The organism is Pseudomonas sp. S5F11 (assembly GCF_019641515.1).
In the GTDB taxonomy this organism is placed as follows: Bacteria; Pseudomonadota; Gammaproteobacteria; order Pseudomonadales; family Pseudomonadaceae; genus Aquipseudomonas; species Aquipseudomonas rhodesiae.
Map to the genome: position 1 here is coordinate 3324425 of NZ_JAIFJZ010000001.1, position 22284 is coordinate 3346708.

Annotated in this window: 23 protein-coding genes; 8 read left to right on the forward strand and 15 right to left on the reverse strand. The window is 62.0% G+C overall.

From position 1 onward, the window contains the following. Positions 1–46 precede the first annotated feature (46 nt). The 3 genes from K1567_RS14940 to K1567_RS14950 all read right to left on the reverse strand — a co-directional run bounded on the left by K1567_RS14940 (position 47) and on the right by K1567_RS14950 (position 2574). The gene (locus K1567_RS14940; protein WP_034111285.1) at positions 47–973 is read right to left on the reverse strand and encodes a sigma 54-interacting transcriptional regulator; all 927 of its coding nucleotides are present in this window, start codon (positions 971–973) and stop codon (positions 47–49) included. Positions 974–1023: 50 nt separating this feature from the next. Continuing rightward, positions 1024–1605, reverse strand: coding sequence for an alpha/beta hydrolase (locus K1567_RS14945; protein ID WP_220698608.1), 582 nt, complete (start codon positions 1603–1605; stop codon positions 1024–1026). Positions 1606–1731: 126 nt separating this feature from the next. Then, entirely contained in the window at positions 1732–2574 is an 843-nt protein-coding gene (locus K1567_RS14950; RefSeq protein WP_099312146.1) for a LysR family transcriptional regulator, read from the reverse strand. A gap of 106 nt (positions 2575–2680) precedes the next feature. On the opposite strand from K1567_RS14950, the gene K1567_RS14955 reads away from it, so the two are divergent. Both K1567_RS14955 and K1567_RS14960 read left to right on the forward strand, forming a co-directional pair. Then, complete coding sequence (locus K1567_RS14955; RefSeq protein ID WP_034095322.1) at positions 2681–3877, forward strand: CynX/NimT family MFS transporter; 1197 nt, start codon at positions 2681–2683, stop codon at positions 3875–3877. A gap of 73 nt (positions 3878–3950) precedes the next feature. Next, on the forward strand, positions 3951–4412 hold the full coding sequence (locus K1567_RS14960) for an HIT family protein (RefSeq protein ID WP_047881489.1): 462 nt from the start codon (positions 3951–3953) through the stop codon (positions 4410–4412). A 44-nt stretch (positions 4413–4456) separates the two neighbouring features. Here the strand turns inward: K1567_RS14960 and K1567_RS14965 are convergent, their stop codons facing one another. Next, positions 4457–5536 (reverse strand): fatty acid desaturase, encoded by a 1080-nt coding sequence (locus K1567_RS14965; RefSeq protein ID WP_213548468.1) that lies wholly within the window; start codon positions 5534–5536, stop codon positions 4457–4459. Positions 5537–5637: 101 nt separating this feature from the next. Here K1567_RS14965 and K1567_RS14970 point away from each other — a divergent pair, with 101 nt between their 5' ends. Further along, positions 5638–6642 carry an AraC family transcriptional regulator gene (locus tag K1567_RS14970; protein ID WP_034095319.1) on the forward strand — a complete coding sequence of 335 codons (1005 nt, stop codon included), beginning with the start codon at positions 5638–5640 and terminating at the stop codon, positions 6640–6642. Here the strand turns inward: K1567_RS14970 and K1567_RS14975 are convergent. Next, positions 6639–7004 (reverse strand): response regulator transcription factor, encoded by a 366-nt coding sequence (locus K1567_RS14975; RefSeq protein ID WP_034095318.1) that lies wholly within the window; start codon positions 7002–7004, stop codon positions 6639–6641. The two genes, K1567_RS14970 and K1567_RS14975, sit on opposite strands and share 4 nt — an antisense overlap. A 100-nt stretch (positions 7005–7104) precedes the next feature. Between K1567_RS14975 and K1567_RS14980 the strand changes: the two genes are divergently transcribed. After that, positions 7105–7578, forward strand: coding sequence for a heme-binding protein (locus K1567_RS14980; protein ID WP_034095317.1), 474 nt, complete (start codon positions 7105–7107; stop codon positions 7576–7578). A gap of 23 nt (positions 7579–7601) precedes the next feature. Further along, positions 7602–8012 carry a hydroxyisourate hydrolase gene (gene uraH, locus K1567_RS14985; protein ID WP_169868600.1) on the forward strand — a complete coding sequence of 137 codons (411 nt, stop codon included), beginning with the start codon at positions 7602–7604 and terminating at the stop codon, positions 8010–8012. Position 8013: 1 nt separating this feature from the next. Here uraH and K1567_RS14990 read toward each other — a convergent pair whose 3' ends face one another. After that, positions 8014–8700: a Crp/Fnr family transcriptional regulator gene (locus tag K1567_RS14990; RefSeq protein WP_169868601.1), complete on the reverse strand. Its 687-nt coding sequence runs from the start codon at positions 8698–8700 to the stop codon at positions 8014–8016. Between the two features lie 83 nt (positions 8701–8783). Between K1567_RS14990 and K1567_RS14995 the strand changes: the two genes are divergently transcribed. After that, positions 8784–9311 (forward strand): DUF962 domain-containing protein, encoded by a 528-nt coding sequence (locus tag K1567_RS14995; RefSeq protein ID WP_034095314.1) that lies wholly within the window; start codon positions 8784–8786, stop codon positions 9309–9311. A 79-nt stretch (positions 9312–9390) separates the two neighbouring features. Here K1567_RS14995 and K1567_RS15000 read toward each other — a convergent pair whose 3' ends face one another. From K1567_RS15000 to dibA, 6 genes are all read right to left on the reverse strand, one after another. After that, positions 9391–10371, reverse strand: a complete 981-nt coding sequence (locus tag K1567_RS15000; protein ID WP_220698609.1) for a sulfate/molybdate ABC transporter ATP-binding protein — start codon at positions 10369–10371, stop codon at positions 9391–9393. A 3-nt stretch (positions 10372–10374) separates the two neighbouring features. Beyond that, a complete protein-coding gene (gene cysW / locus K1567_RS15005) occupies positions 10375–11244 on the reverse strand; it encodes a sulfate ABC transporter permease subunit CysW (RefSeq protein ID WP_034111277.1) in 870 nt (289 codons plus the stop codon). A gap of 13 nt (positions 11245–11257) precedes the next feature. Continuing rightward, positions 11258–12073, reverse strand: a complete 816-nt coding sequence (gene cysT / locus K1567_RS15010) for a sulfate ABC transporter permease subunit CysT (protein ID WP_220698610.1) — start codon at positions 12071–12073, stop codon at positions 11258–11260. A 76-nt stretch (positions 12074–12149) separates the two neighbouring features. Further along, a complete protein-coding gene (locus K1567_RS15015) occupies positions 12150–13160 on the reverse strand; it encodes a sulfate ABC transporter substrate-binding protein (RefSeq protein ID WP_034095310.1) in 1011 nt (336 codons plus the stop codon). A gap of 65 nt (positions 13161–13225) precedes the next feature. Next, complete coding sequence (oscA, locus tag K1567_RS15020) at positions 13226–13408, reverse strand: sulfur starvation response protein OscA (RefSeq protein WP_007941032.1); 183 nt, start codon at positions 13406–13408, stop codon at positions 13226–13228. 177 nt (positions 13409–13585) lie between these two features. Next, entirely contained in the window at positions 13586–15499 is a 1914-nt protein-coding gene (gene dibA, locus K1567_RS15025) for a phosphodiesterase DibA (protein WP_220698611.1), read from the reverse strand. Positions 15500–15664: 165 nt separating this feature from the next. On the opposite strand from dibA, the gene desA reads away from it, so the two are divergent. Beyond that, entirely contained in the window at positions 15665–16849 is a 1185-nt protein-coding gene (desA, locus tag K1567_RS15030) for a delta-9 fatty acid desaturase DesA (protein ID WP_034095308.1), read from the forward strand. 188 nt (positions 16850–17037) lie between these two features. Further along, a complete protein-coding gene (locus tag K1567_RS15035; protein ID WP_034111275.1) occupies positions 17038–18051 on the forward strand; it encodes a sensor domain-containing diguanylate cyclase in 1014 nt (337 codons plus the stop codon). On the opposite strand, the gene K1567_RS15040 is transcribed toward K1567_RS15035, so the two are convergent. From K1567_RS15040 to gabD, 3 genes are all read right to left on the reverse strand, one after another. Further along, positions 18048–19265, reverse strand: a complete 1218-nt coding sequence (locus tag K1567_RS15040) for an HDOD domain-containing protein (RefSeq protein WP_184336719.1) — start codon at positions 19263–19265, stop codon at positions 18048–18050. The two genes, K1567_RS15035 and K1567_RS15040, sit on opposite strands and share 4 nt — an antisense overlap. A gap of 108 nt (positions 19266–19373) precedes the next feature. Then, positions 19374–20651: a 4-aminobutyrate--2-oxoglutarate transaminase gene (gene gabT, locus K1567_RS15045; RefSeq protein WP_034095305.1), complete on the reverse strand. Its 1278-nt coding sequence runs from the start codon at positions 20649–20651 to the stop codon at positions 19374–19376. Between the two features lie 182 nt (positions 20652–20833). Continuing rightward, complete coding sequence (gene gabD, locus K1567_RS15050) at positions 20834–22276, reverse strand: NADP-dependent succinate-semialdehyde dehydrogenase (RefSeq protein WP_099312140.1); 1443 nt, start codon at positions 22274–22276, stop codon at positions 20834–20836. Positions 22277–22284 lie beyond the last annotated feature (8 nt).

Below are 22284 nucleotides of genomic sequence, written 5' to 3' on the forward strand. Positions count from 1 at the left end.
GAACGGACAATACCTAGATTTTTTATTCCCGAACAATATCTTTTATTCACGTTGATATTCCATTTTGCTCATGTAGGAATTGGCGCAACGTTGCCTGCTCCGCTGGGCTGGCTTGGGCATAGATCCGCCGCACTTGCTCCAGAGGCGAATCCACCACCGGCAGGTTCAGGTGCTCGGGCAAAATTTCGTCGCCGCTACTGACCAGCAACGCGAAGTGAATAACGTTTTCCAGCTCACGGGTATTGCCTGGCCAACTGTGATGTTCCAGTACGCGCTGCGCAGCCTCGCTGATCAGCGGCACCGGCAAGTCCAGGCGCTGACTGTAGATGCCCAGGAAGTATTCGGCCAGGGACAGAATATCCCCCACCCGCTCACGCAACGCCGGCAGGTCCAGCCGGCCTTCGCTCAAATAGTGGAAGAGCCGCTCATGGAACTTGCCGGCCGCCACGGCCTGGGCCAGGTCGATGCTGGTAGCGGCCACCAGGCGCACGTCCACCGGGCTCGGTTGATGAGCCCCGACGCGGGTGACTTCGTGGTTTTCCAGCGCGGCGAGCAATTTGACCTGGATCGGCAACGGCAGGTCGCCGATCTCGTCCAGGTACAAGGTGCCGCCATTGGCCGAGCCGAACCAACCGGCGCGGCTGCTGGCGGCGCCGCTGTGACTGCCGGCGGCGTAGCCGAACAGCTCGGCATCGGCGTAGGTGGGGCTGATCGCGCCGCAATTGACCGAAACGAACAAGCCACTGCGGTCACTGCCACGGTGAATATGCCGCGCCAGCAGCTCTTTACCGCTGCCGGTTTCGCCGCGGATCAGTACGGGCAAGGCACGCGGCGCGAGCGCTTCCAGGTCTTCGCGCAGCTTGCGCGAGCGCGGGTCGACAAACACCAGGGCCTTGGCGCGGATGCTCAGCGGGCTTTTTTCCGCGTCGGGGAAGGTCAGCAGTGGCTGGCCGAAGGTTTCATGCAGACTCATGACAGGCTCCCGCCCCTATCCACTGCGGGACGGGGGCGTTAAAAAAATGATCAGGCACTGCGCCGGGCGTGATGCTCAAGGCGACTTTGCAGGCGATAGAGGTAAGCGAAACCCTGCTCCCAGCGCTGGTGGCCGGACTTCACATTGATATGCCCGGCACCGGCCAGGATCCCGGCTTCAGCTCCCCAGTTGCGCGCCAACTCCAAGGCCCGAGGGGCACTGACGGCACTGTCGTTGTCGTAGCTGACCACCTGGGTGGGGAACGGCAACAGGTCGGTAGGGATCGGCGCAAAGTTGCGCAAGGCCGGCGAGCAGGCCGGGCGTTCCACATCCGCCGGCGCCACCAGCAAGGCACCGCGCACCTGCCGCAGAAAATGCAGCGGCGCGGTAGCGGCCCAATGGGCCACGGTGATGCAGCCCAGGCTATGGGCGATCAGAATCACTGGCGTGCTGTCGGCGGCGATCGCCTCGGCCAGCGCGGCTACCCAGTCTTCGCGGCGCGGTGTCAACCAATCGGCCTGCTCCACGCGGGTGCTGTTGGGCAGGCTGTTCTGCCAGTGACTCTGCCAATGATCTTCTGGCGATCCTTGCCAGCCCGGCACGATCAGGTAACGAACCAACTCGCTGTGCATGGATGTGCCCTCCTGCAGCGTTTAACGTTGCTGAGCAGTATAGGGACGGGGGTTATATTCGTTAAGGAATAAGAAGCTATTTATTAATAACCAAAAATTCAAAATTCTACCCGATCTGCCTTCACGTCACTTCGCGCACAATTCGAACAACTGAGCCTGTAAGCATTGCCCCGCCGCACTCAGGCCATGGCGGGCATACAACGCCAGACGCACGCCTTGCACCTCGGGCAAACCGCTGTCAGGCCCCAGCTCCATATGCCCTGGCTGCACTACCCGGCGCGGCAACAGACTCACCCCCAACCCCGCCGCCACTGCCGAACATACGCTGGCCAAACTCGCGCTGGAGTAACCGATACGCCAGCGCCAACCGCCCACTTCCAGGTGCTGCAGCATTTCATTGCGGTACAGGCCGCCCACCGGAAAGGCCACCAACGGCAACGGGTCGCGCCCCACGGAGGGTGTGGTGCGACTGTCCACCCAGCACAGCGGCTCGGGCCACGAGGCCAGGCAGTCGGCGCTGTCGCCCATTTGTTTGACCAGCAACACATCGAACTCGCCGGCCCGGTATTGGCGTTGCAACTCGGGGCCCAAACCACTGGTGACCTCCAGACGCACCCGTGGATAAGCCTGCACAAATGACGACAACAGCGGCATCAGGCGCTCGGCGGCAAAATCTTCCGGCACCCCCAGGCGCAGCACACCGTCACTTTGTTGGCTGATCAGCACCTCAGCGGCCTCCTCATGCAGCGCGAGGATGCGCCGCGCGTACGCCAGCAAGCGCTCGCCCTCGGCAGTGGCGACCACGCGGCGCTGGTCGCGGTCGAGTAATTGGCACGCCACCGCGTCCTCCAGGCGACGAATCTGCTGGCTTACGGTGGATTGGGTCAGGTGCAGGCGCTCGGCGGCGCGGGTGAAGTTGCCGCAGTCCACCACGGCGACAAAGCTGCGCAATAACACGGGGTCGAACATCCACATCACCATTGTGTTTGCCACTGATTGGCATGGTTATATTTAATTTCAGAATACCCTTAGGGCTGCCCATACTTCACCTCCCATCGTGCCCGGAGCGGCCTGCATGACCCTGAACAAATCCCTCGCCGGCTGGGGACTATTGCTGGTGCTGGGCCTGAACCTGCGACCAATCCTCAGCTCAATCAGCCCGCTGCTGGGCGAAATTCGCCAGGCCACGGGCTTGAGTTTCCAGAGCAGCGCCCTGCTGACCAGCCTGCCGGTGGTGTGCATGGGCCTGGTGGCGCTGGTGGGTGTGCGGGTGGAAGCACGCTTGGGCGAGCGGCGTGGCATCGCCCTGGGGCTGATGATGATCCTGTTGGCCTGCCTGGCGCGCTGGCTGATGGGGCAGGCGTCGGCGCTGTTGGTCACGGCATTGCTCGGCGGGGCCGGTGTGGCGCTGATCCAGGCGCTGGTGCCGGCGATGATCAAGCGCGAGTTTCGTCATCGCGTGCCGGTGGCGATGGGGGTGTACTCGGCGTCGCTGATGGCCGGCGGCGGGCTGGCGGCGTTGCTCAGCCCGGTGGTGGCGACGCACTTTGCGCAGTGGCAGGCCGGGCTCGGAGTCTGGCTGTTGCCGGCACTCGGCGCGTTGCTGTTGTGGGCCTGGCTGCCGTTGGGCGCGGCGCGTAACCCGCAAGTGCCGCCGGCGCTGGAAGGCCTGCGCAATCGGCGCGCGTGGTTGCTGGCGTTGTATTTCGGCCTGGTGAACTGCGGCTACATGAGCCTGGTGGCCTGGCTACCGGCTTATTACCAGCAACTGGGCTGGGGCGTGCTGCCCAGCGGCTCGCTGCTGGCGTACATGACCATTTTTCAAGTGATCGCCGCGCTGCTGATGCCGGTGCTGGCGCAACGCGGTGTCGATCGTCGTCCGTTGCTGGTCATTAGCCTGCTGGCGCAAACCGTGGGTTACCTCGGCCTGATCTTCGCGCCGCTGGACTATCCCCACCTGTGGGTGGCCCTGTGCGGCTTCGGCCTGGGCGCCTGCTTTGCCCTGAGCCTGCTGCTGACCCTCGACCACCACCGCGACCCACGCCATGCCGGGCAACTGGCGGCCTTCGTGCAAGGCGTGGGGTTTTTGATCAACGCCATTTCACCGTGGATGACCGGTTGGCTGCGCCAGCTTACTGGCGACTTCGTCAGTGCCTGGTGGGTGCTGACCGTGACAGTGCTGGCGATGCTGGCCGTGACGCGGGTATTCAGCCCGGCAAGCTATCGCGTCGAACTGGCCGTCGTGGCCCCCAGCCAGCGCTTTACACACTAGCGACACACACCCATGTCAGATTTACACCACTGAACTCCACCCGCCCCTTTGACGAAAACGAGGACGTCGTCTGATGGACTGTATCTTCTGCAACATCGCCCGCGGCACCGCCCCTGCCCACTTGTTATGGGAAGACCAGAGCCACATGGCTTTCCTCTCCATCTTTCCCAACACCCCAGGGTTCAGCGTGGTGATTCCCAAGGCTCATTACGGCAGCTATGGGTTTGCCCAGTCGGACGAGGTGCTGTGCGAATTAGTGGTTGCGGCCAAGAAGACCGCACTGCTGATTGACCGGGCGCTCGCGGGTGTGGCGAGGACCGGCATGATTCTGGAGGGTTATGGCGTCGATCATTTGCACGCCAAACTGTTCCCGATGCACGGAACGGGCGAGGACAGCGCCTTCAAAAAAATCAGTTCCCGCGTGGATAAGTTTTTTGATCGCTATGAGGGCTATCTCTCATCCCATGACTGCGCCAGGGCCGACGATTCGACGTTGGCCGAGCTGGCCGCCCACATCCGTGCCGTCAACGACTGAGCACGGGGGTGGCCAGACTCGCCACCTCAACCGGCCGCCGCACCTTAGCGCAGCACCGTTTCCGCCGGGTTGAGGCCTGCATTGGGCGCCGCCATGGGCTCAAGCCGATTGGCCCGCGCAAATGTGCCGAAATCATTGAAGCGCACGCCCATGTCGGCCATGACCTTATGCGCCACCTTGGCCGTCATCTGGCGGATATAGAACGGTTCCTTCACCACAAAATGATGAATCCCGTGGGTGCTGCCAAAGTTGAAGCAGAACGCCTGCAACGGCCACATCCACCATGGATTTAGCACCTGGGTTTGCTGGATCACATTGCCCGGTTCCACATCGCCGTAGTAGTGCATGTTGGAGCTGACAAAGTGCAGGCAGAACGTGCGCAGCACATTGGGCCCGATGATCACCACGGCGGCGATGTCGATCACGTGCATCATCTGCAAGGTGCCCGCCGACCATTCGATGGGCGCGCCGAGCAAGCTGGCGACACCGTTGGCGGCGTGGAACCCGAGAAACACGTACCACGCGCCCCAGTGCAGCAGCGCCAGCGGCGCGTAGACCAGCAGCGCGCGCTTGAGGATCTTGAATTTATGGCTCCAGGTCTTGGCCCGCAGCATGCGGATAAACGCCGACATCACGTTATCGCCCACCATCAACAGGCGCGCCAGGCCCCACGGTTCGCCGTTGGTGATTGCGCGCTCCTCCATGTCGGCCTCGGTGCCGGAGACCTTGTGATGATTGAGGTGCAAGTGGCGGCGAATCCATGGGTTGATGGTGCTCGGCCGCGCCAGCCACACCAGCGCCATCATCAGGTTATGCGGCACACGTTGCTTGCGAAAATACATGCTGTGGATCAGGTCATGTTCCAACTCATGGGTCAGTGACGCGAAAAATGCGTTGAGCAGCAGGCACACCCACCAGGCCATATGCCCGGTAATGTAGAGCGCCGCCGAGCCGAGCATGCCCAGCAACGCAAAGGCCAGGATGCCCGCGCCCAGCGCGTCCTGATGCAGCAGCCAGGGGAATTGCTGGCGCAAGCGCACGCCTTCGGCGAGTACGACTTCGCGAATGTGCGCCGAACGTTGTTGTGCATTCAGCGATTGGGGACTTGCAGAAGTACCGTCCATGCTCCCATCCTCTTGTTTATCGAGGTTTACATCCTGCACCAGGCGCTTGCGCAGGACGCTAGCCCCACACGCCAACCTGTTGACCGCACATGCCAATCGCCATGACCGAACCCACCTCCCTCGCCAGCTGGACCCGCGCCTTGCGCAAGCAGCTCGATGCCTTGGGCCTGGACAGCGCCGCGCTATGCCGCGAGGCCGGGCTCGATCCGCAGCTGATGGAGGACCCCAACGCGCGCTACCCGCTGTCGGCCACCACGCGCCTGTGGGAATTGGCGGTGCAGGCCAGCGGCGATCCGGCGATCGGTCTGCGGGTGTCGCGGTTTGTCAGCCCCACCACGTTTCATGCGTTGGGCTATGCGCTGGTGGCCAGCGGCAGTTTGCGCGAGGTGTTCGAACGCATCGTGCGTTACCACCCGGTGGTCAGTGACGCCTTGACCCTGGAGTTGAGCGGCGATGGCGAGCGTTATCGGTTTCGCCTGCTGCAACCGCCAGGCAGCCCGGCGCCAGCGTTGGAGGCCATTGATGCGTTCGCGGCGATTTACGTGCGCACCTGCCGCAATCGCCTGGGTCGGGATTACGCGCCGTTGGCCGTGTACCTGCGCCGCCCGCCGCCGGCCGACCCCACGCCGTGGCAAACGGTGTTCCGCGCGCCGGTATTTTTCGCCGCCGACGAAGACCGCCTGGAATTCGCCGCGCGCGACTTCGACAGCCACCTGGACGACGCCAACCCGGAGCTGGCCGAACACAACGAAACCGTGCTCAAACGCACCCTCGCCCAACTGCAACCGCTGACCTGGGAGCGCAAGGTGCGGGCGGTTATCGAAGCGCAATTACCGGACGGCGAGCCCAGCGCCGAACGCGTTGCCCAAGCCCTGCACCTGAGCCTGCGCAGCCTGCAACGGCACCTGGCGGATGAAGGCTGTCGGTTCGATGCGCTGCTCAACCAATGTCGGCAGAACCTGGCGTTGCAGCACCTGCGCGATCCGCAGTGTTCGTTGGCCGAGATCAGCCATTTATTAGGGTTTGCCGATACCAGCAGCTTCAACCGCGCGTTCAAGCGCTGGACGGGGATGACGCCGGGGCAGTTCAGAGAAGGCCTGGGTTAGCGCCCACGCTCGCGCCGCAACAGCTTCTTGACCCGCGCGACCAGAGCCTTGTCATCAAAGGGCTTGAGCAGGTAGTCATCCTCATGCAGTTCCAACCCGCGCAGGCGATCTTCGATCCCGCCCGGTGTGGTCAAGAACAACAGCGGCGTGTCGCCCTGCTGTCGGATCGCCTGCTGCAGCGTCCAGGCATTCAGGCCCGGCAACATCACGTCCAGGATCACCAGGTCGTACACGCTGCTTTCCACAAAGCGCTGCGCGGCCATGCCGTTGGCCGCGACTTCTACGGCGAAACCCGCCTCGCTCAAGCCTTGGGCCATGCGTTGCGCCAGCTGCGGCTGGTCTTCCACTAACAACACCTGCATGCCTTACCTCTGGGTTTAATGACAAACCTGTCATCCAATTGTGCGGCTTCTGACCCCGTTCACTGGCTACCGTGGTGGCCTGTTCAACGGAGCTTTCACCATGTATCGCACTGCTTTGTTTCTGAGCCTGGCCCTGACCGGCGCCGCCCAAGCGGCACCGCAATTGCCACGCCATGCCGATTTGGATCTGCGTACCGCCCGCCAATTGGCCGATGCCAGCCTGGCCCACTGCAACGCCGCGCTGACCGTGCTCGATCGCGGCGGCAATTTGCTGGTGGCCCTGCGCGCCGACGCTGTCGGGCCGCACAACAGCCTCGCCAGCCAACGCAAGGCCTACACCGCGCTGTCGAGCAAAACCGCCACCCGGCTATTTGCCGAGCGCGCCCGCAACAACCCGGAAGCGGCCAACCTTAACACCTTGCCCGAATTGCTGTTGCTCGGTGGCGGCGTGCCGTTGTTTGCCGACGCCGAACTGGTCGGCGCGCTGGGTATCGCCGGAGCCGGTGGCGCAGCGCAGGACGAAGCCTGTGCAGTCCAGGCCGCCGAGCAACTGGGCCTGAAAACTTCTCTGTGATTAACCCTCGAAAGGACCTCCCCATGAAAACCCTGAGCATGACCCTCGCCGCCCTCAGCCTGAGCGGCCTGTGCAACCTGGCCCTGGCCGCCGGCAACCCGCTGAGCGTGCACGTTCTCAACCTGGAAAACGGCCTGCCGTCGGCGGGCGTCAGCGTCACCCTGGAACAGCAGGTGGGCGATCACTGGCAAGCGCTGTCCGAGGGCGTGACCAACCAGCAAGGGCGCATTGCCGAACTGTTCCCCGCCGAACGCAGCCTGACGCCCGGCGAGTACCGCGTGGTGTTCAAGACCGGCGACTATTACAAAAAAGCCAACCGCGAGACGTTCTTCCCGGAAGTGCCGGTGATTTTCCAGGTCAAGCAGGCCGACCAGCACTACCACATTCCGCTGCTGCTCAGCCCGTACGGGTTCTCCACCTACCGCGGTTCCTAGTTCACGCGCCTGCGGCACGCCGCAGGCCAGGCAGGTCGAGCACTTCGATTGCGCCGTAACTCAAGCCGATAATGCCCTGCTGCTCCAGGCTCTTGAGCAAGCTGTTGATGGTCTGGCGCGACAGGCCCAACATCGCCGCCAGGTCTTCCTGGGGCAGTTGCAGCACGCGGCGTACCTGTTCGATTTCGCCGTAGCCTTCGGCAATCATCAGCAACCGATGGGCCAGACGCGCCGACGCGGGCATCAGGCTCATCTGTTCGATATTGATCAACGACAGCCGCAGTTTATGGCTCATCAACAGGGCCACTTCCCGCCAGTACACCGGCTGGCGCTCAAGCAGCGCGAGCATCGCTGCCTGCGGCACCTGCAGTAACGTGCACGGCCCCATGGCCAGCGCATCATGGGTGCGCGGCAGGCCGTCGAACAGGCAGATTTCACCGAACCAGTAAGGGGTTTCCACCAGGCTCAATACTGCTTCCTTGCCTTGGGCATTGACCGCGCTGATACGCACCGCGCCGTCGAGCACGGCATACAGGCCACAGGGCGGATCGCCGCGTTTGAACAGCAACTGTCCCGCCGCCAACGTGCGCAACCGAGCGGCCGCCAGCAGGCTACGCTGAAAATCGTCCGGTAAATGGCTGAACCAGTGGCCGGTGACCAATTGGCGGTGCCAGTTCTCTGGGTTCATGAGCGCTCCGAAGATTGTCGCCCAGCTGACAGTCAGGCGTGGTCCGACAGGGCATGATCAAACATCCTACAGGAGGAACAACAATGAAAAGCCTCGTCGACCACCTCAGTCAATACGCCGCCTACCACCGCGACCCGCGCAATATCGCTAGCCATTTTGTCGGCATCCCGTTGATCGTCATCGCCGTCGCCGTGCTGCTGTCGCGCCCCACCTGGGCTATCGGCGGCCTGTGGATATCTCCGGCGCTTATCGTGGCGCTGCTGTCGGCATGGTTTTACTTGCGTCTGGAACTGGCGCTCGGCGTGTTGATGAGCGCGCTTATGGGCTTATCGGTGTGGGCCGGGCACACACTCGCCACGCACAGCACGCTGGTATGGCTGAGCAGCGGCATCGGGCTGTTTGTGGTGGGCTGGGTGATTCAGTTTGTCGGCCACTATTACGAAGGCAAGAAACCGGCGTTTGTGGATGACATTTCGGGGTTGATAGTGGGGCCGCTGTTTGTGGTGGCGGAGGTGGCGTTTTTGCTGGGGTTGCGGCAGGGGCTCAAGCGGCAGATCGAAGAACGCTCGGGCCCGGTGGCGCGCCGCGATCTAAAGCCGAGACAGGTCTGAATGTGGGAGGGGCGGTGCGACGATTCGACTTGCCCCCTCCCACATTGGCCCCATTCTCACATTGGGTAGTGCAGGGTTCTCAGGTTTTTTGCCAGACCTTGGGCTTGAAGAACAGGGTTTCGCCACGGGCCAGGCCGATCAGGCTGTCGTGGTCTTTCACCACTTCGGCTTCGATCAGTTCGGGCTGACCCTCCACCTTCAAGGTCACTCGCGTCGTCGCTCCCAACGGGCGGATATCGCGGACTTCGGCGGCGTGGTGGTCTTCCAGTTCATGGCGCGACAGCGACACTTCATGGGGGCGGAACAGCACGTGCTGGTCTTCGCCCAAGTGCAGGCGATTGGAGTCGCCGAGGAAGTGGTACACGAAGTCACTCGCCGGGTCTTCGTACACCTCGCCCGGTGAGCCGATTTGCTCGATCACGCCCTTGTTCATCACCACGATACGGTCGGCGACTTCCATGGCCTCTTCCTGGTCGTGGGTCACGAAAACCGACGTGAGGTTGATGTCCTCATGCAAGCGCGCCAGCCAGCGGCGCAGTTCTTTACGCACCTTGGCGTCGAGGGCGCCGAAGGGTTCGTCCAGCAGCAGTACTTTGGGTTCCACCGCCAGGGCGCGGGCCAGGGCGATGCGCTGGCGTTGGCCGCCGGAGAGTTGTTCCGGGTAGCGGTCGGACAGCCAATCGAGCTGCACCATGTTCAGCAGCTCATGGACTTTCGCCGCGATCTGACTTTCGCTGGGCCGTTGGTTTTTCGGTTTCATACGCAGGCCGAAGGCGACGTTGTCGAACACGGTCATATGGCGGAACAGCGCGTAGTGCTGGAACACAAAACCGACGTTGCGATCACGCACATCATGGCCAGACACGTCTTCGCCGTGGAACACGATGCTGCCGTCATCCGGAGTTTCCAGGCCGGCGATAATGCGCAGCAAGGTGGTCTTGCCGCAGCCGGAAGGGCCGAGCAACGCCACCAGCTCGCCGCTCTGGATATCCAGATTGATGCTGTCCAGGGCCTTGAAGGCGTTGAAGTTCTTGCTGACGTTACGGACTTCGATCGACATGACTTATTCCTCTGCCGCACTGGCGCGCAGGCGATTGATACGGTTCTCGCTCCACTGCTTGAGCAGCAGGATGAAGAGCGCCAGGACCAGCAACAGACTCGCCACCGCGAACGCGGCGACGTGGTTGTATTCGTTGTAGAGAATCTCGACATGCAGCGGCAAGGTGTTGGTCACGCCGCGAATGTGGCCGGACACCACCGACACCGCGCCGAACTCCCCCATCGCCCGCGCCGTGCAGAGCACCACGCCGTAGATCAGGCCCCATTTGATGTTCGGCACGGTGACATGCCAGAACATCTGCCAGCCGTTGGCACCGAGCAGGCGCGCGGCCTCTTCTTCCTGAGTGCCCTGCTCCTGCATCAGCGGGATCAACTCACGGGCCACGAAGGGCACGGTGACGAAAATGGTCGCCAGCACGATGCCCGGCAAAGCGAACACGATCTGGATGTCGTGCTCTTGCAGCCACGGGCCAAAGAAGCCCTGGGCGCCGAACATCAGCACATACACCAGACCGGCAATCACCGGCGATACCGAGAACGGTAGGTCGATCAGCGTCACCAGAATGCTTTTGCCACGGAACGAATACTTGCTCACGCACCACGCCGCGCTGACGCCGAACACCACGTTGAGCGGCACCGAAATGGCCACGGCGATCACCGTGAGTTTCAACGCCGAGAGCGCATCGGGTTCCAGAATCGCGGTAAAGAACGCGCCGAGGCCGTTCTTCAGGCCCTGGGACACCACGATAAACAGCGGCAGCAGCAAAAACAGCACGAACACCAGCCAGCCAAAGCCGATCAGGATGCGCCGCGACGCTGCGCTGCCACGTCGGGCGGCGTTGGAGGACGCGGCGGAAATAGACGATTGGGACATGTTCCGCGCCTCCTTAAGGACGTTCGATACGCCGCTGCAGCAAGTTGATCAGCAGCAGCACAAAGGAAACCACCAGCATCAGCACCCCGATGGAGGTGGCGCCGCGGTAGTCGTATTGGTCGAGCTTGACCATGATCAGCAGCGGCAGGATCTCGGTTTTCATCGGCATATTGCCGGCGATAAAAATCACCGAGCCGTACTCCCCCACGCCACGGGCGAACGCCAAAGCGAAACCGGTCAGCCAGGCCGGCAACAGCGCCGGCACGAGGATGTAGCGGAACACCTGCAACGGCTTGGCGCCCAGGCAGGCGGCGGCTTCTTCGACTTCGCGCGGGATATCGGCCAGTACCGGCTGCACCGTGCGCACCACGAACGGCAGAGTCACGAAGGTCAGCGCCAGGGTGATGCCCAACGGCGTGTAGGCGATCTTGAAGCCCAGGTCGGCGGCGAACTGGCCCACCAGGCCGGTCGGCGTATACAGCGCGGTCAGCGCAATACCGGCCACGGCGGTGGGCAAGGCGAATGGAAGGTCGATCATCGCGTCGATGATCTTGCGACCGGGGAAGGTGTAGCGCACCAGCACCCAGGCCAGCAGCGTGCCGATCACGCCGTTGATCAACGCGGCGTACAGCGCGGTGCTGAAACTCAGCTTCAATGCCGCCAGCACGCGGGGTGCGGAAATAATGGCCCAGAACTGATCCCAGGTGAGTTGAGCGGCGTGAACGAACATCGCCGCGAGGGGGATGAGCACGATCAGGCTGAGGTACACCACGGTGTAACCCAGCGTCAGCCCGAAGCCGGGTATGACGGGGGAGATACGACGCGACATAAGAGTCCTTGGTTAGCGTAACGGACACACAAAACCCGCAGCTGAATGCGGGCTCTGTGGGCGGGTTGTTGCTGGCTTACTGCGCCGTGTAGATCTGGTCGAACACGCCACCGTCATTGAAGAATTTCGGTTGGGCAGTTTTCCAGCCGCCGAAGTCTTTGTCGATAGTCACCAAGTCCAGTTTCGGGAACTGCTGGGCGTATTTGGCGGCGACTTTCTCATCCCGTGGACGGTAGAAGTTTTTCGCCGCAATCTCCTGGCCAGCGGGGCTGTACAGGTGCTTGAGGTATTCCGTGGCGATTTCGGTGTTGCCCTTCTTCTCGGCGTTCTTATCCACCACCGCTACCGGCGGTTCGGCGAGGATCGACAGGGACGGTACGACGATATCGAATTTGTCTTTGCCGCCGTCTTCCTTGAGCGCCAGGAACGCTTCGTTTTCCCAGGCCAGCAACACGTCGCCCTGACCGTTGTTGACGAAGGTGATGGTCGAGCCGCGTGCGCCGGTGTCCAGCACCGGTACGTGCTTGAACAGTTCCTTCACGTATTCCTGGGCCTTGGCTTCGCTGCCGCCGGCCTTGAGGCCATAGGCCCACGCGGCGAGGAAGTTCCAGCGGGCGCCGCCGGAAGTTTTCGGATTCGGCGTGATCACCGAGACGTCCTTCTTGATCAGATCGCCCCAGTCCTTGATGCCTTTGGGGTTGCCCTTGCGCACCAGGAACACGATGGTCGAGGTGTACGGAGTACTGGCGTCCGGCAGGCGGGTCTGCCAGTTTTCCGGCAGGGTTTTGCCCAGTTTGGCGATTTCGTCGATGTCACCGGCCAGGGCCAGGGTCACTACGTCGGCCCGCAGGCCGTCGATCACCGCACGGCCTTGCTTGCCAGAACCGCCGTGGGATTGCTGGATCTTGACGGTGTCGCCGGGATGGGACTGTTTCCAGAAGCTGGTGAATTCCGCGTTGTAATCCTGGTACAGCTCGCGGGTCGGATCGTACGAGACATTGAGCAGCTCGTAGTCCTTGGCAACCGCGGAACCGGCAAACACGGCGCTGGCCAGGGCGGCCAGGGCATAACGGCGAATCGACGACATAGAAGCTCCTGAAATTCTGGGGTGTTGGCTTTTTCTTATAGTTGCGGGTCTATCGCCGTCAGCGCTTAGCTCGGTTTGTTACCGGGGTTCTGCAAACGGAATTTTTCCTTGCGCTCGATCTGCACCACTTGGGCGTTGTGCACGGTGATTTCCACCGCGCCAAAACGCAGATCGCGCAGGGCGCTCTGGATCTCACGCAAGATGGTTGCTTCGTCCTGGCCGTCGACGCTACGTAGAGATGCGCTCATGGTCTCGCTCCTGAAATGAATAGTGCCTGGCAGTGGCGGCACTGCTTGCGGCGTGAGAGCGATAGTAGATAAGCGTGAATATTCTTAAAAATACTATTTAAGAATTTTTATATAACCAAAAAGAATTTTCTGGCAAGGCGTGGAGCGTTAGAAAGGAGGCAAGCCCCCTCCCACATTTCAAGTTTGGATGAGGGGCGCGCGGTGCCAATCTATTTCAGACGCTGACATCGGCCGGCCAAACCAATACCCTTGGCCCAGATCACAGCCCTGCTCCAACAGGAACCGCGCCTGCTCCACCTGTTCGATACCCTCGGCCTGCACCTGCATGCCCATGCTTTTGGCCAGGGCGATGACCACGCGCACGATCGCCATGTCGTCTTCATCCCATGGCAACCCGGCGACAAACCCCTGATCGATCTTGAGCTTCTGCACGGGCAGGCGCTTGAGGCGCAGCAGGGAGGAATAGCCGGTGCCAAAGTCGTCGATCGCCAGGCGCAAACCCAATTCGCGCAGGCGATGCAGCTGTTCCAGGGCCGCCTCGGGGTCGTCCATCACCGCGCTTTCGGTGACTTCCAGTTCCAGGAATGCCGGGTCCAAACCGGTGTCATGCAGCACCTGGGCGACTTGCTCGTACAGCTCGCGCCGGGCGAACAGGCGGCTGGACACGTTGACGGCGACAAAGCTCAGCCTTACGCCGTCGGCCAGCCATTGGCACATCTGGCGGCAGGCTTGGTCCATGACCCAGGCGTCGATCTCTGCGATCAGGCCAGTGCGTTCGGCAATCGGGATAAATTCGATGGGCGGTACCAGGCCGCGCTCCGGGTGCTGCCAACGGACCAACGCTTCCAAGCCCACCAGGCGGCTGCCCGTCAGGTCGTGCACTGGCTGGTAATACACGCGCAGTTCCTGCTGTTCGAGGGCGCGACGCAGCTCGCTGGCCACCTCCACGCGGTTCTGTGCATGGGCCGTGAGTTCCTCGGTGTACAGCGCGTAGCTTTCGCGACCGACGCCCTTGGCTTTGAACAGCGCGGAATCGGCGTTGCGCAGCAGTTGTTCGGCGCTGAGGGCGTCGTTGGGGAACAAACTGATACCGATGCTGGCACTGACAAACAGCTGATGGCCGTCAAAGATGAACGGTTGCTTCATCACATCGAGCATGCGCTGAGCCAATGCCGCGGCCTGCACCACCTGTGGACAACTTTCCGCCAGCACCGCGAATTCATCCCCGCCCAGCCGCGCTAGGGTCACGCCGGGGCCGAACAGGCTCTGGAGCCGCTCGGCAACCAGTTTGAGCAATTGATCGCCGACGTTATGGCCGAGGCTGTCATTGATGATTTTGAAGTGATCCAGGTCGAGCAACAGCAAAGCACAACCGCGTTTGTGGATTTGCGCCGAGGCCAGCGCCTGTTCGGTGCGGTCGGTGAATAGCAGACGATTGGGCAGGTCGGTCAGGGGGTCGTGGTGCGCCAGGTGAGCCAGCTCGTGCTCGGAGTTCTTGATGGCGCTGATATCGGAAAACACCGCGACGTAATGGCTGATGTGGCCATGATCATCGTGAATCACCCGGATGGTTTGCCATTGCGGGTAGATTTCGCCGCTTTTGCGCCGATTCCAGATTTCACCGCTCCATTCGCCCGTGCGCTCCAAGGCTTGGAACATCTGTTGGTAAAAAAGCGACGAATGGCGCCCGGACTTGAACAAGCTCGGCTGCTGGCCCATCACGTCGTCGCGCCGGTATCCGGTGATCTCCATAAACGCACGATTGACGTGCACGATCAGGCCCTGGGCATCGGTGACCAGCACGCCTTCACGAGTGCAATCGAACACGGCGGCGGCCTGGCGCAGGCGCTCGCGGTACTCCTTGGTCGGCTGCAACAGCAGGTGAGCCCGGGCGAAGTGCGCGCATATCAGGGAGATCACCAGCGCTGTAATGGCCACCCACACGTAGCCGCGCACCTGCATCCATTGACTCATGTCGCTGGGGTTATCGAAGAACTCGATCAATACACGCTGCGTGAGCCCGATCCATAAGACGGAAACCAGCAGATATACCAGCCCCGCGCGCAGGGCACCTCGGTATGAAAGCAGCATAGGTTCAGTAATCCTTACCCAAAAAACAGAATCGCCCCACGAAGCTGCGGATTATAGAATAAGAAACATCCAGTAAGTCTTATCTGAAAGGGCGGCTGGTTTTCTCTGTAGGCTTAGTGATAATGCGTGAGCTGTTCTTTTCTTTATCTGAGGGCCATACAGCCTATGTGGTACAACGGTTTTCTTGACTTGTCGGCCTGGCAACTGGTGGCAGTCACTCTGTTGATGACCCACGTGACCATCATTGCGGTCACCGTCTATCTGCACCGCTATTCCGCCCATCGCTCCCTGGAGCTCAATGCCGGGCTTAAACACTTCTTCCGCTTCTGGCTGTGGCTGACCACGGCGCAGAACACCCGCGAGTGGACCGCCATCCACCGCAAACACCACGCCAAATGCGAAACCGTCGACGACCCCCACAGCCCGGTGATCAAGGGCCTGTCTACCGTCCTGCGCAAGGGTGCCGAACTCTACCGCGCCGAGGCGGAGAACCCCGAGACCCTGCGTATCTACGGCAAGAACTGCCCGGACGACTGGCTCGAACGCAACCTCTACACCCCCTACCCACTGCTGGGCGTGGCGATCATGGGCGTGATCGATCTGCTGCTGTTCGGCACCATCGGCATCACTATCTGGGCGATCCAGATGATGTGGATCCCGTTCTGGGCTGCCGGCGTAATCAACGGCCTGGGCCATGCGGTGGGCTATCGCAACTTCGAATGCCGCGACGCGGCCACCAACCTGGTGCCGTGGGGCATCATCGTCGGCGGTGAAGAACTGCACAACAATCACCACACCTACCCGAACTCCGCCAAGTTGTCGGTGAAGAAATGGGAGTTCGACCTGGGTTGGGCGTGGATCAAGGTGTTCAGCTTCCTGCGCCTGGCCAAGGTGCAGCGCGTGGCGCCGATTGCCCATCGCGTGGAGGGCAAAGGCCATTTGGACATGGATACCGCCATGGCGATCCTCAACAACCGCTTCCAGATCATGGCCCAGTACCGCAAGTTGGTGATTGGCCCGCTGGTCAAACAGGAACTGGAAAAAGTCGATCACTCGGTGCGGCACCAATTCCATCGGGCCAAGCGCCTGCTGTCGCGGGAAACCAGCCTGCTGGATGATCGCCATCACTTGCGCATCCAAAGCATGCTGGAGCACAGCCAGGCGCTGAAGGTGATCTACGAGAAGCGTCTGGCGCTGCAACAGATCTGGGTCAAGACCAGCGCCAATGGTCACGACATGCTGGCAGCCATCAAGGAATGGGTACACGAAGCCGAAGCCAGTGGCATCCAATCCCTGCGGGATTTTGCCCACCAGTTGAAAACCTACTCGCTGCGCCCTGCCGCCGTGTGACCCTGCCGTGGGAGGGCTCGCCCTCCCACGCGACCTGTTTTTGGCGTCATTTACCGGGCGCCGCCAATCGATACCGTTGACGGAACTTCACCGCAATTCGCCTCTCTCAAAGAACACTTCGCCATCATGGTGGCCCCTTGTTGTGACCGCTGCTTCGCCTTGCGGCGCGCCCAGAGAGAGTTGTGCCGATGGTTCAAGAAAAGCCTCATTTACCTGACCCGCCCACTGCCGAACAACCGCTTCCGGCTGCGGCTTCGACCCTGCTGGCGTTGGTGCATGCTCAGGGTGAAGTCGAGCGGCTGAGCGAACGCGAACAACTGCTCAGCTCGCTGCTGGTGAGTGTGAATGCCGTGCTCTGGGCCATGGAGTGGGAGACGCGCCGCGTGTTGTACGTCAGCCCGGCCTACGAACGCGTCTTCGGCCGCCCTGCCAGCCTGCTGTTGGCCGATCATCGCGAATGGCGCAACAGCATTCACCCCGAAGACCTCGATTACGCCGAACAAAGCCTGGCCCGCGTGCTGGAACAGGGCGCGGTGGAAAACCGCGAATACCGCATCATCACCGCCGAAGGCAAGATTCGCTGGCTGAGCGACAAGTGCTACATCAACCAGCAGGTCGAGCCTGGCGAGCCGGTGATCGTGGTGGGCATAGCCGAGGACATCACCGAAAAGAAGCAACTGGAGCTGGAGTTGCACCGCCTGGCCACCACTGACGTGCTGACCCAGAGCAGCAATCGCCGGCACTTCTTCGAGTGCGCCAACCAAGCCTTCGACACCGCCAGCGTACAGGGTGCGCCGCTGGCCTTTCTGTTGCTGGACATCGACGACTTCAAGGACATCAACGACACCTATGGCCACCTGGAAGGTGACCAAGTACTACGGCGTATCGCCGAAAGTGGCCGAGGGGTGCTGCGCCGTGGCGACCTGTTCGGGCGTATTGGCGGCGAGGAGTTTGCCGCCGTGCTACCTGGCTGCGCGCCGGAGATGGCGCTGCAGGTGGCAGAACGTCTGGGTAAAGAGATTCAAGCGCTGAACTTCAGCTACGAAGGCCAGGCATTTGGCGTGACCGTCAGCCAGGGCCTGGCCAACCTCAGCGAAGAAGACTCAACCCTGGACAACCTGTTCGCCCGTGCCGATGCCGCCATGTACGAAGCCAAACGCCAGGGCAAGAACCGCATCATCGTCGCCACCGTCGACTTTTAGCCCACCGGCCTTTTGCGAATCCGCGTCAACTCCGACAAGCCGATCTTGAGCAAACGTGCCGTCTTGCCGTCGGCCAACGCTTCCAAGCCTTCGTGCTCAGTCAACCGCGCCATTTGCGCGGCCAGGTTCACCGCCAGCGCATCACGGGCATACACCCCGCCCTCCAGGGAATAGCTCGCCGCAATCAGCTGACGCAGTTCCAGCGGCAAGCGCCAGCGCGCGCGCAGCGACGAGCCGAAGGCGGCGCCAAAAGTGTCGAGGGACTCGCCAATCACTTTGTCGTCCAGCTCCCCACCGCCCCGGCGCCAGTCTTCCAGGCTGCGCAACAGCGCCAGGTCCCCCAGCTGATGCAGGATGCCGGCGCTGTAGCAGCGCTCGCGATCCAGATCAAGCAAGTGCGCAAGCAGCAGCGCGTAATCCGCCGTGTCTTGGGACAACTGCCAATAGCGCTCGGCGTACGCCGCCAGCACCGGATCGCCGAGTACCACGTTGTGCTTGAGCGCCAGGCCCAGGATCAGGTTCATGCTTTGCCCCGGCGCCAGTGTGTGCAACGCCGCGTGCAGAGTCTGCACCGGTGCGCCGTGATGGCCGGCGCTGTTGGCGGCGGCGATAAGCACGGCGGTGATTTGCGGGTCCGTGCGCACCTGTTCTTCCAGGCGTTTGAGGTCCAGGCCCTCGGAGCCGAGGCTGTGCTGCACGGCCGCTTGCACATCGACCCGCAGCGGTGCGCCATCGGACGCTTCGCGACGCTGCTCCAGAAACCCCGGCAACGTCATGCCCGGCGCCAGCGCCGGTACTTCGCAATACACACTTTCGCCTTCGTTAAGCAGCAAGTCCTGCAGACGCTGGGTCAGCGCCTGCATGTTCAGCGGTTTGGTCAGGTATGCCGTGGGTGCCAGGGGCAAGGCTTCGCGCACGCTGGCACTGTCATTGCGACTGCTCAGCAAAATAAATGGCAGAGGCGGCGTACGGCGCTGCTGACGCACCGCGCGCAGCAGATCCAAGCCGTCGATGACCGGCAACTCCCAGTCGGCCAGGATCAGATCGTAGGGCTTGTCGCGCAGCAGGGTCGCAGCCTGCTGCCCGTCGGCGCACACATCAAGCCGGGCGTCACAACGCACCGCAAGCAGGACCTGCTTGAGCAGGTCTTGCGACCAAGGGTCCGCCTCGGCAATCAACACACGGGGTACAGCCGGTAAATCAACCGCAGTCATCCGTCACGCTCCATCGGCAATGCCTGAACCATAGTCAACGCGGCGTGCGCCGTACAATCTACGGGCACAAAAAAACCGCCGAAGCGGTTTTTTTGTCAGCGGTCGTTATCAGAGTTCAGAGAAGCACTCTTCCATGATCGCCAAGCCTTTGTCCAACTGCTCGTCCGGCGAGGTCAGCGGCACCAGTACGCGCAAGACGTTACCGTAAGTGCCGCAAGACAGCAGGATCAGACCCTTTTCACGGGCCTTGGCCACTACCGCTGCCACGGCGGCAGCGTTCGGCTTGTGGCTGTCGCCGTCTTCGAACAACTCCACCGCGATCATCGCGCCCAAGGCACGTACTTCGCCGATCACCGGGTACTTGGCCTGGATAGCTTTAAGGCCAGTCACCAGGCGCTCGCCGACGGCTTTGCAGCGGTCCAGCAGGTGCTCTTCTTCAAACACTTCCATTACCGCCAGTGCCGCGGCGCAGGCGATCGGGCTACCGGCGTAGGTGCCGCCCAGGCCGCCTGGGGCGATGGCGTCCATGTACTCGGCCTTGCCGCACACACCGGCCAGCGGGAAGCCGCCAGCGATGGACTTGGCGAAGGTGGTCAGGTCGGCGGCGACGCCCATCTGTTCCATGGCGAAGAAGGTACCGGTACGGCCAGCACCGGTTTGCACTTCGTCGGCGATCAACAGGATGCCGTGCTTGTCGCACAGTTCGCGCAGACGCTTCATAAAGGCCTTTGGCGCGACGTAGAAACCGCCCTCGCCCTGCACCGGCTCGATGATGATCGCGGCGATGTCGCGCGGTTCGGCATCGTTCTTGAAGATGCGTTCGATGCTGGCGATCGAATCGTCGATGCTCACGCCATGCAGTTCGTTCGGGTACAGCGCGCGGAAGATACCGCCGGGCATCAGGCCCATGCCGGCCGAGTAAGGCACGACTTTACCGGTCAGGCCCAGGGTCATCATGGTGCGGCCGTGGTAAGCGCCGGTGAAGGCGATCACGCCGGCACGGCCGGTGGCGGCGCGGGCGATTTTCACGGCGTTTTCAACGGCTTCGGAACCGGTGGTGACCAGCAGGGTTTTCTTGGCGAAATCACCAGGGACCTTGGCGTTGATTTTTTCGCACAGCTCCACGTAAGGCTCGTAGGCCAGGACCTGGAAGCAGGTGTGGGTCAGCTTGTTCAGCTGTTCGGTCACGGCGGCGATGATTTTTGGGTGCACGTGGCCGGTGTTCAGCACGGCGATGCCGCCGGCGAAGTCGATGAACTCGCGACCTTCAACGTCGGTCACGGTGGCGTTCTTCGCCGATTCGGCGAAGATCGGGTGGATCTGGCCGACACCGCGCGGTACAGCGGCTTCGCGGCGTTTCATCAGGGATGCGTTGGTCTTGCTCATAAAGTCCTCATTCGCCACTCATCGGGTGGCGTGGTCCAAGGAATACGTGGCGGGGAGGCAACTACGGCAGCATGCGATGATCGACTGCCACAGCTTTCCCGGCCACTACGAATAACGATGTGACACACGCAAAGGGTCAGCGCTCTCGTGCCCTCTGCGTTTACTGCAATCTCTTACGGGGCTTAGATGCCCAGGCAGAGGTATTTGATTTCCAGATAATCCTCGATCCCGTACTTGGACCCTTCACGGCCCAGGCCCGAGGCCTTGATGCCGCCAAACGGCGCCACTTCGTTGGAGATCAACCCGGTGTTGACGCCGACCATGCCGTATTCCAGGGCTTCGGCCACGCGGAACACACGGCCCAGGTCGCGAGCATAGAAGTAGGAAGCCAGGCCGAATTCGGTGTCGTTGGACATGGCGATCACTTCGGCTTCGTCTTTGAAGCGGAACAGCGGCGCCAGCGGGCCGAAGGTTTCTTCCTTGGCCACGGCAGCGTCTTTAGGCACATCGACCAGAATCGTCGGCTCGAAGAAGTTGCCTTCAATCACCTTACCGCCGCTGAGCAGCTTGGCGCCCTTCTTCACCGCATCGGCGATGTGCTCCTGCACCTTGGCCACGGCTTTGTCGTCGATCAGCGGGCCAGTGGTGGTGCCTTCTTCCAGACCGTTGCCGATCTTGAGCTTGGCCACCGCCACCTTGAGTTTTTCCGCGAACGCGTCGTACACCGAATCCTGGATGTAGAGGCGGTTGGCGCAGACGCAGGTCTGGCCGTTGTTGCGGTACTTGGAGATGATCGCGCCTTCGACGGCCTTATCCAGGTCGGCGTCGTCGAACACGATAAACGGCGCGTTGCCGCCCAGTTCCAGGGACACTTTCTTGATGTCCTTGGCGCATTCGGCCATCAACTGGCGACCGATTTCGGTCGAGCCGGTGAAGGACAATTTACGCACGATCGGGTTGCTGGTCAGCTCGCCGCCGATGTCGCCGGCGCTGCCGGTGACTACGCTCAACACGCCTTTCGGGATACCGGCACGGTGCGCCAGTTCCACCAGGGCCAGGGCCGAGAATGGGGTTTGCGAAGCCGGTTTGATGACCATGGTGCAACCGGCGGCCAGGGCCGGGCCGGCTTTGCGGGTGATCATCGCGGCCGGGAAGTTCCACGGGGTGATCGCAGCGGTCACGCCGATCGGCTGCTTGATCACGATCAGGCGCTTGTCAGGCTGGTGGCCGGGGATCACGTCACCGTAGATGCGTTTGGCTTCTTCGGCGAACCACTCGATAAAGGACGCGGCGTAGACGATTTCGCCCTTGGCTTCGGCCAGCGGCTTGCCTTGTTCGAGGGTCATCAGGCGACCGAGGTCTTCCTGGTTTTCGATCAGCAGTTCGAACCAACGACGCAGCTTGTTGGCGCGCTCCTTGGCGGTCAGTGCGCGCCAGGCTGGCAGCGCCTTGTCGGCGGCTTCGATGGCGCGGCGGGTTTCTGCGGCGCCCATCTTTGGCACGGTGCCGAGAATCTCACCGGTGGCCGGGTTGTTGACCTTGATGGTCTGGCCGTTGTCCGCATCGACCCAAGCGCCATCGATAAAGGCTTGCTGGCGGAACAACTGGGCATCTTTAAGCTGCATGTCGGGTT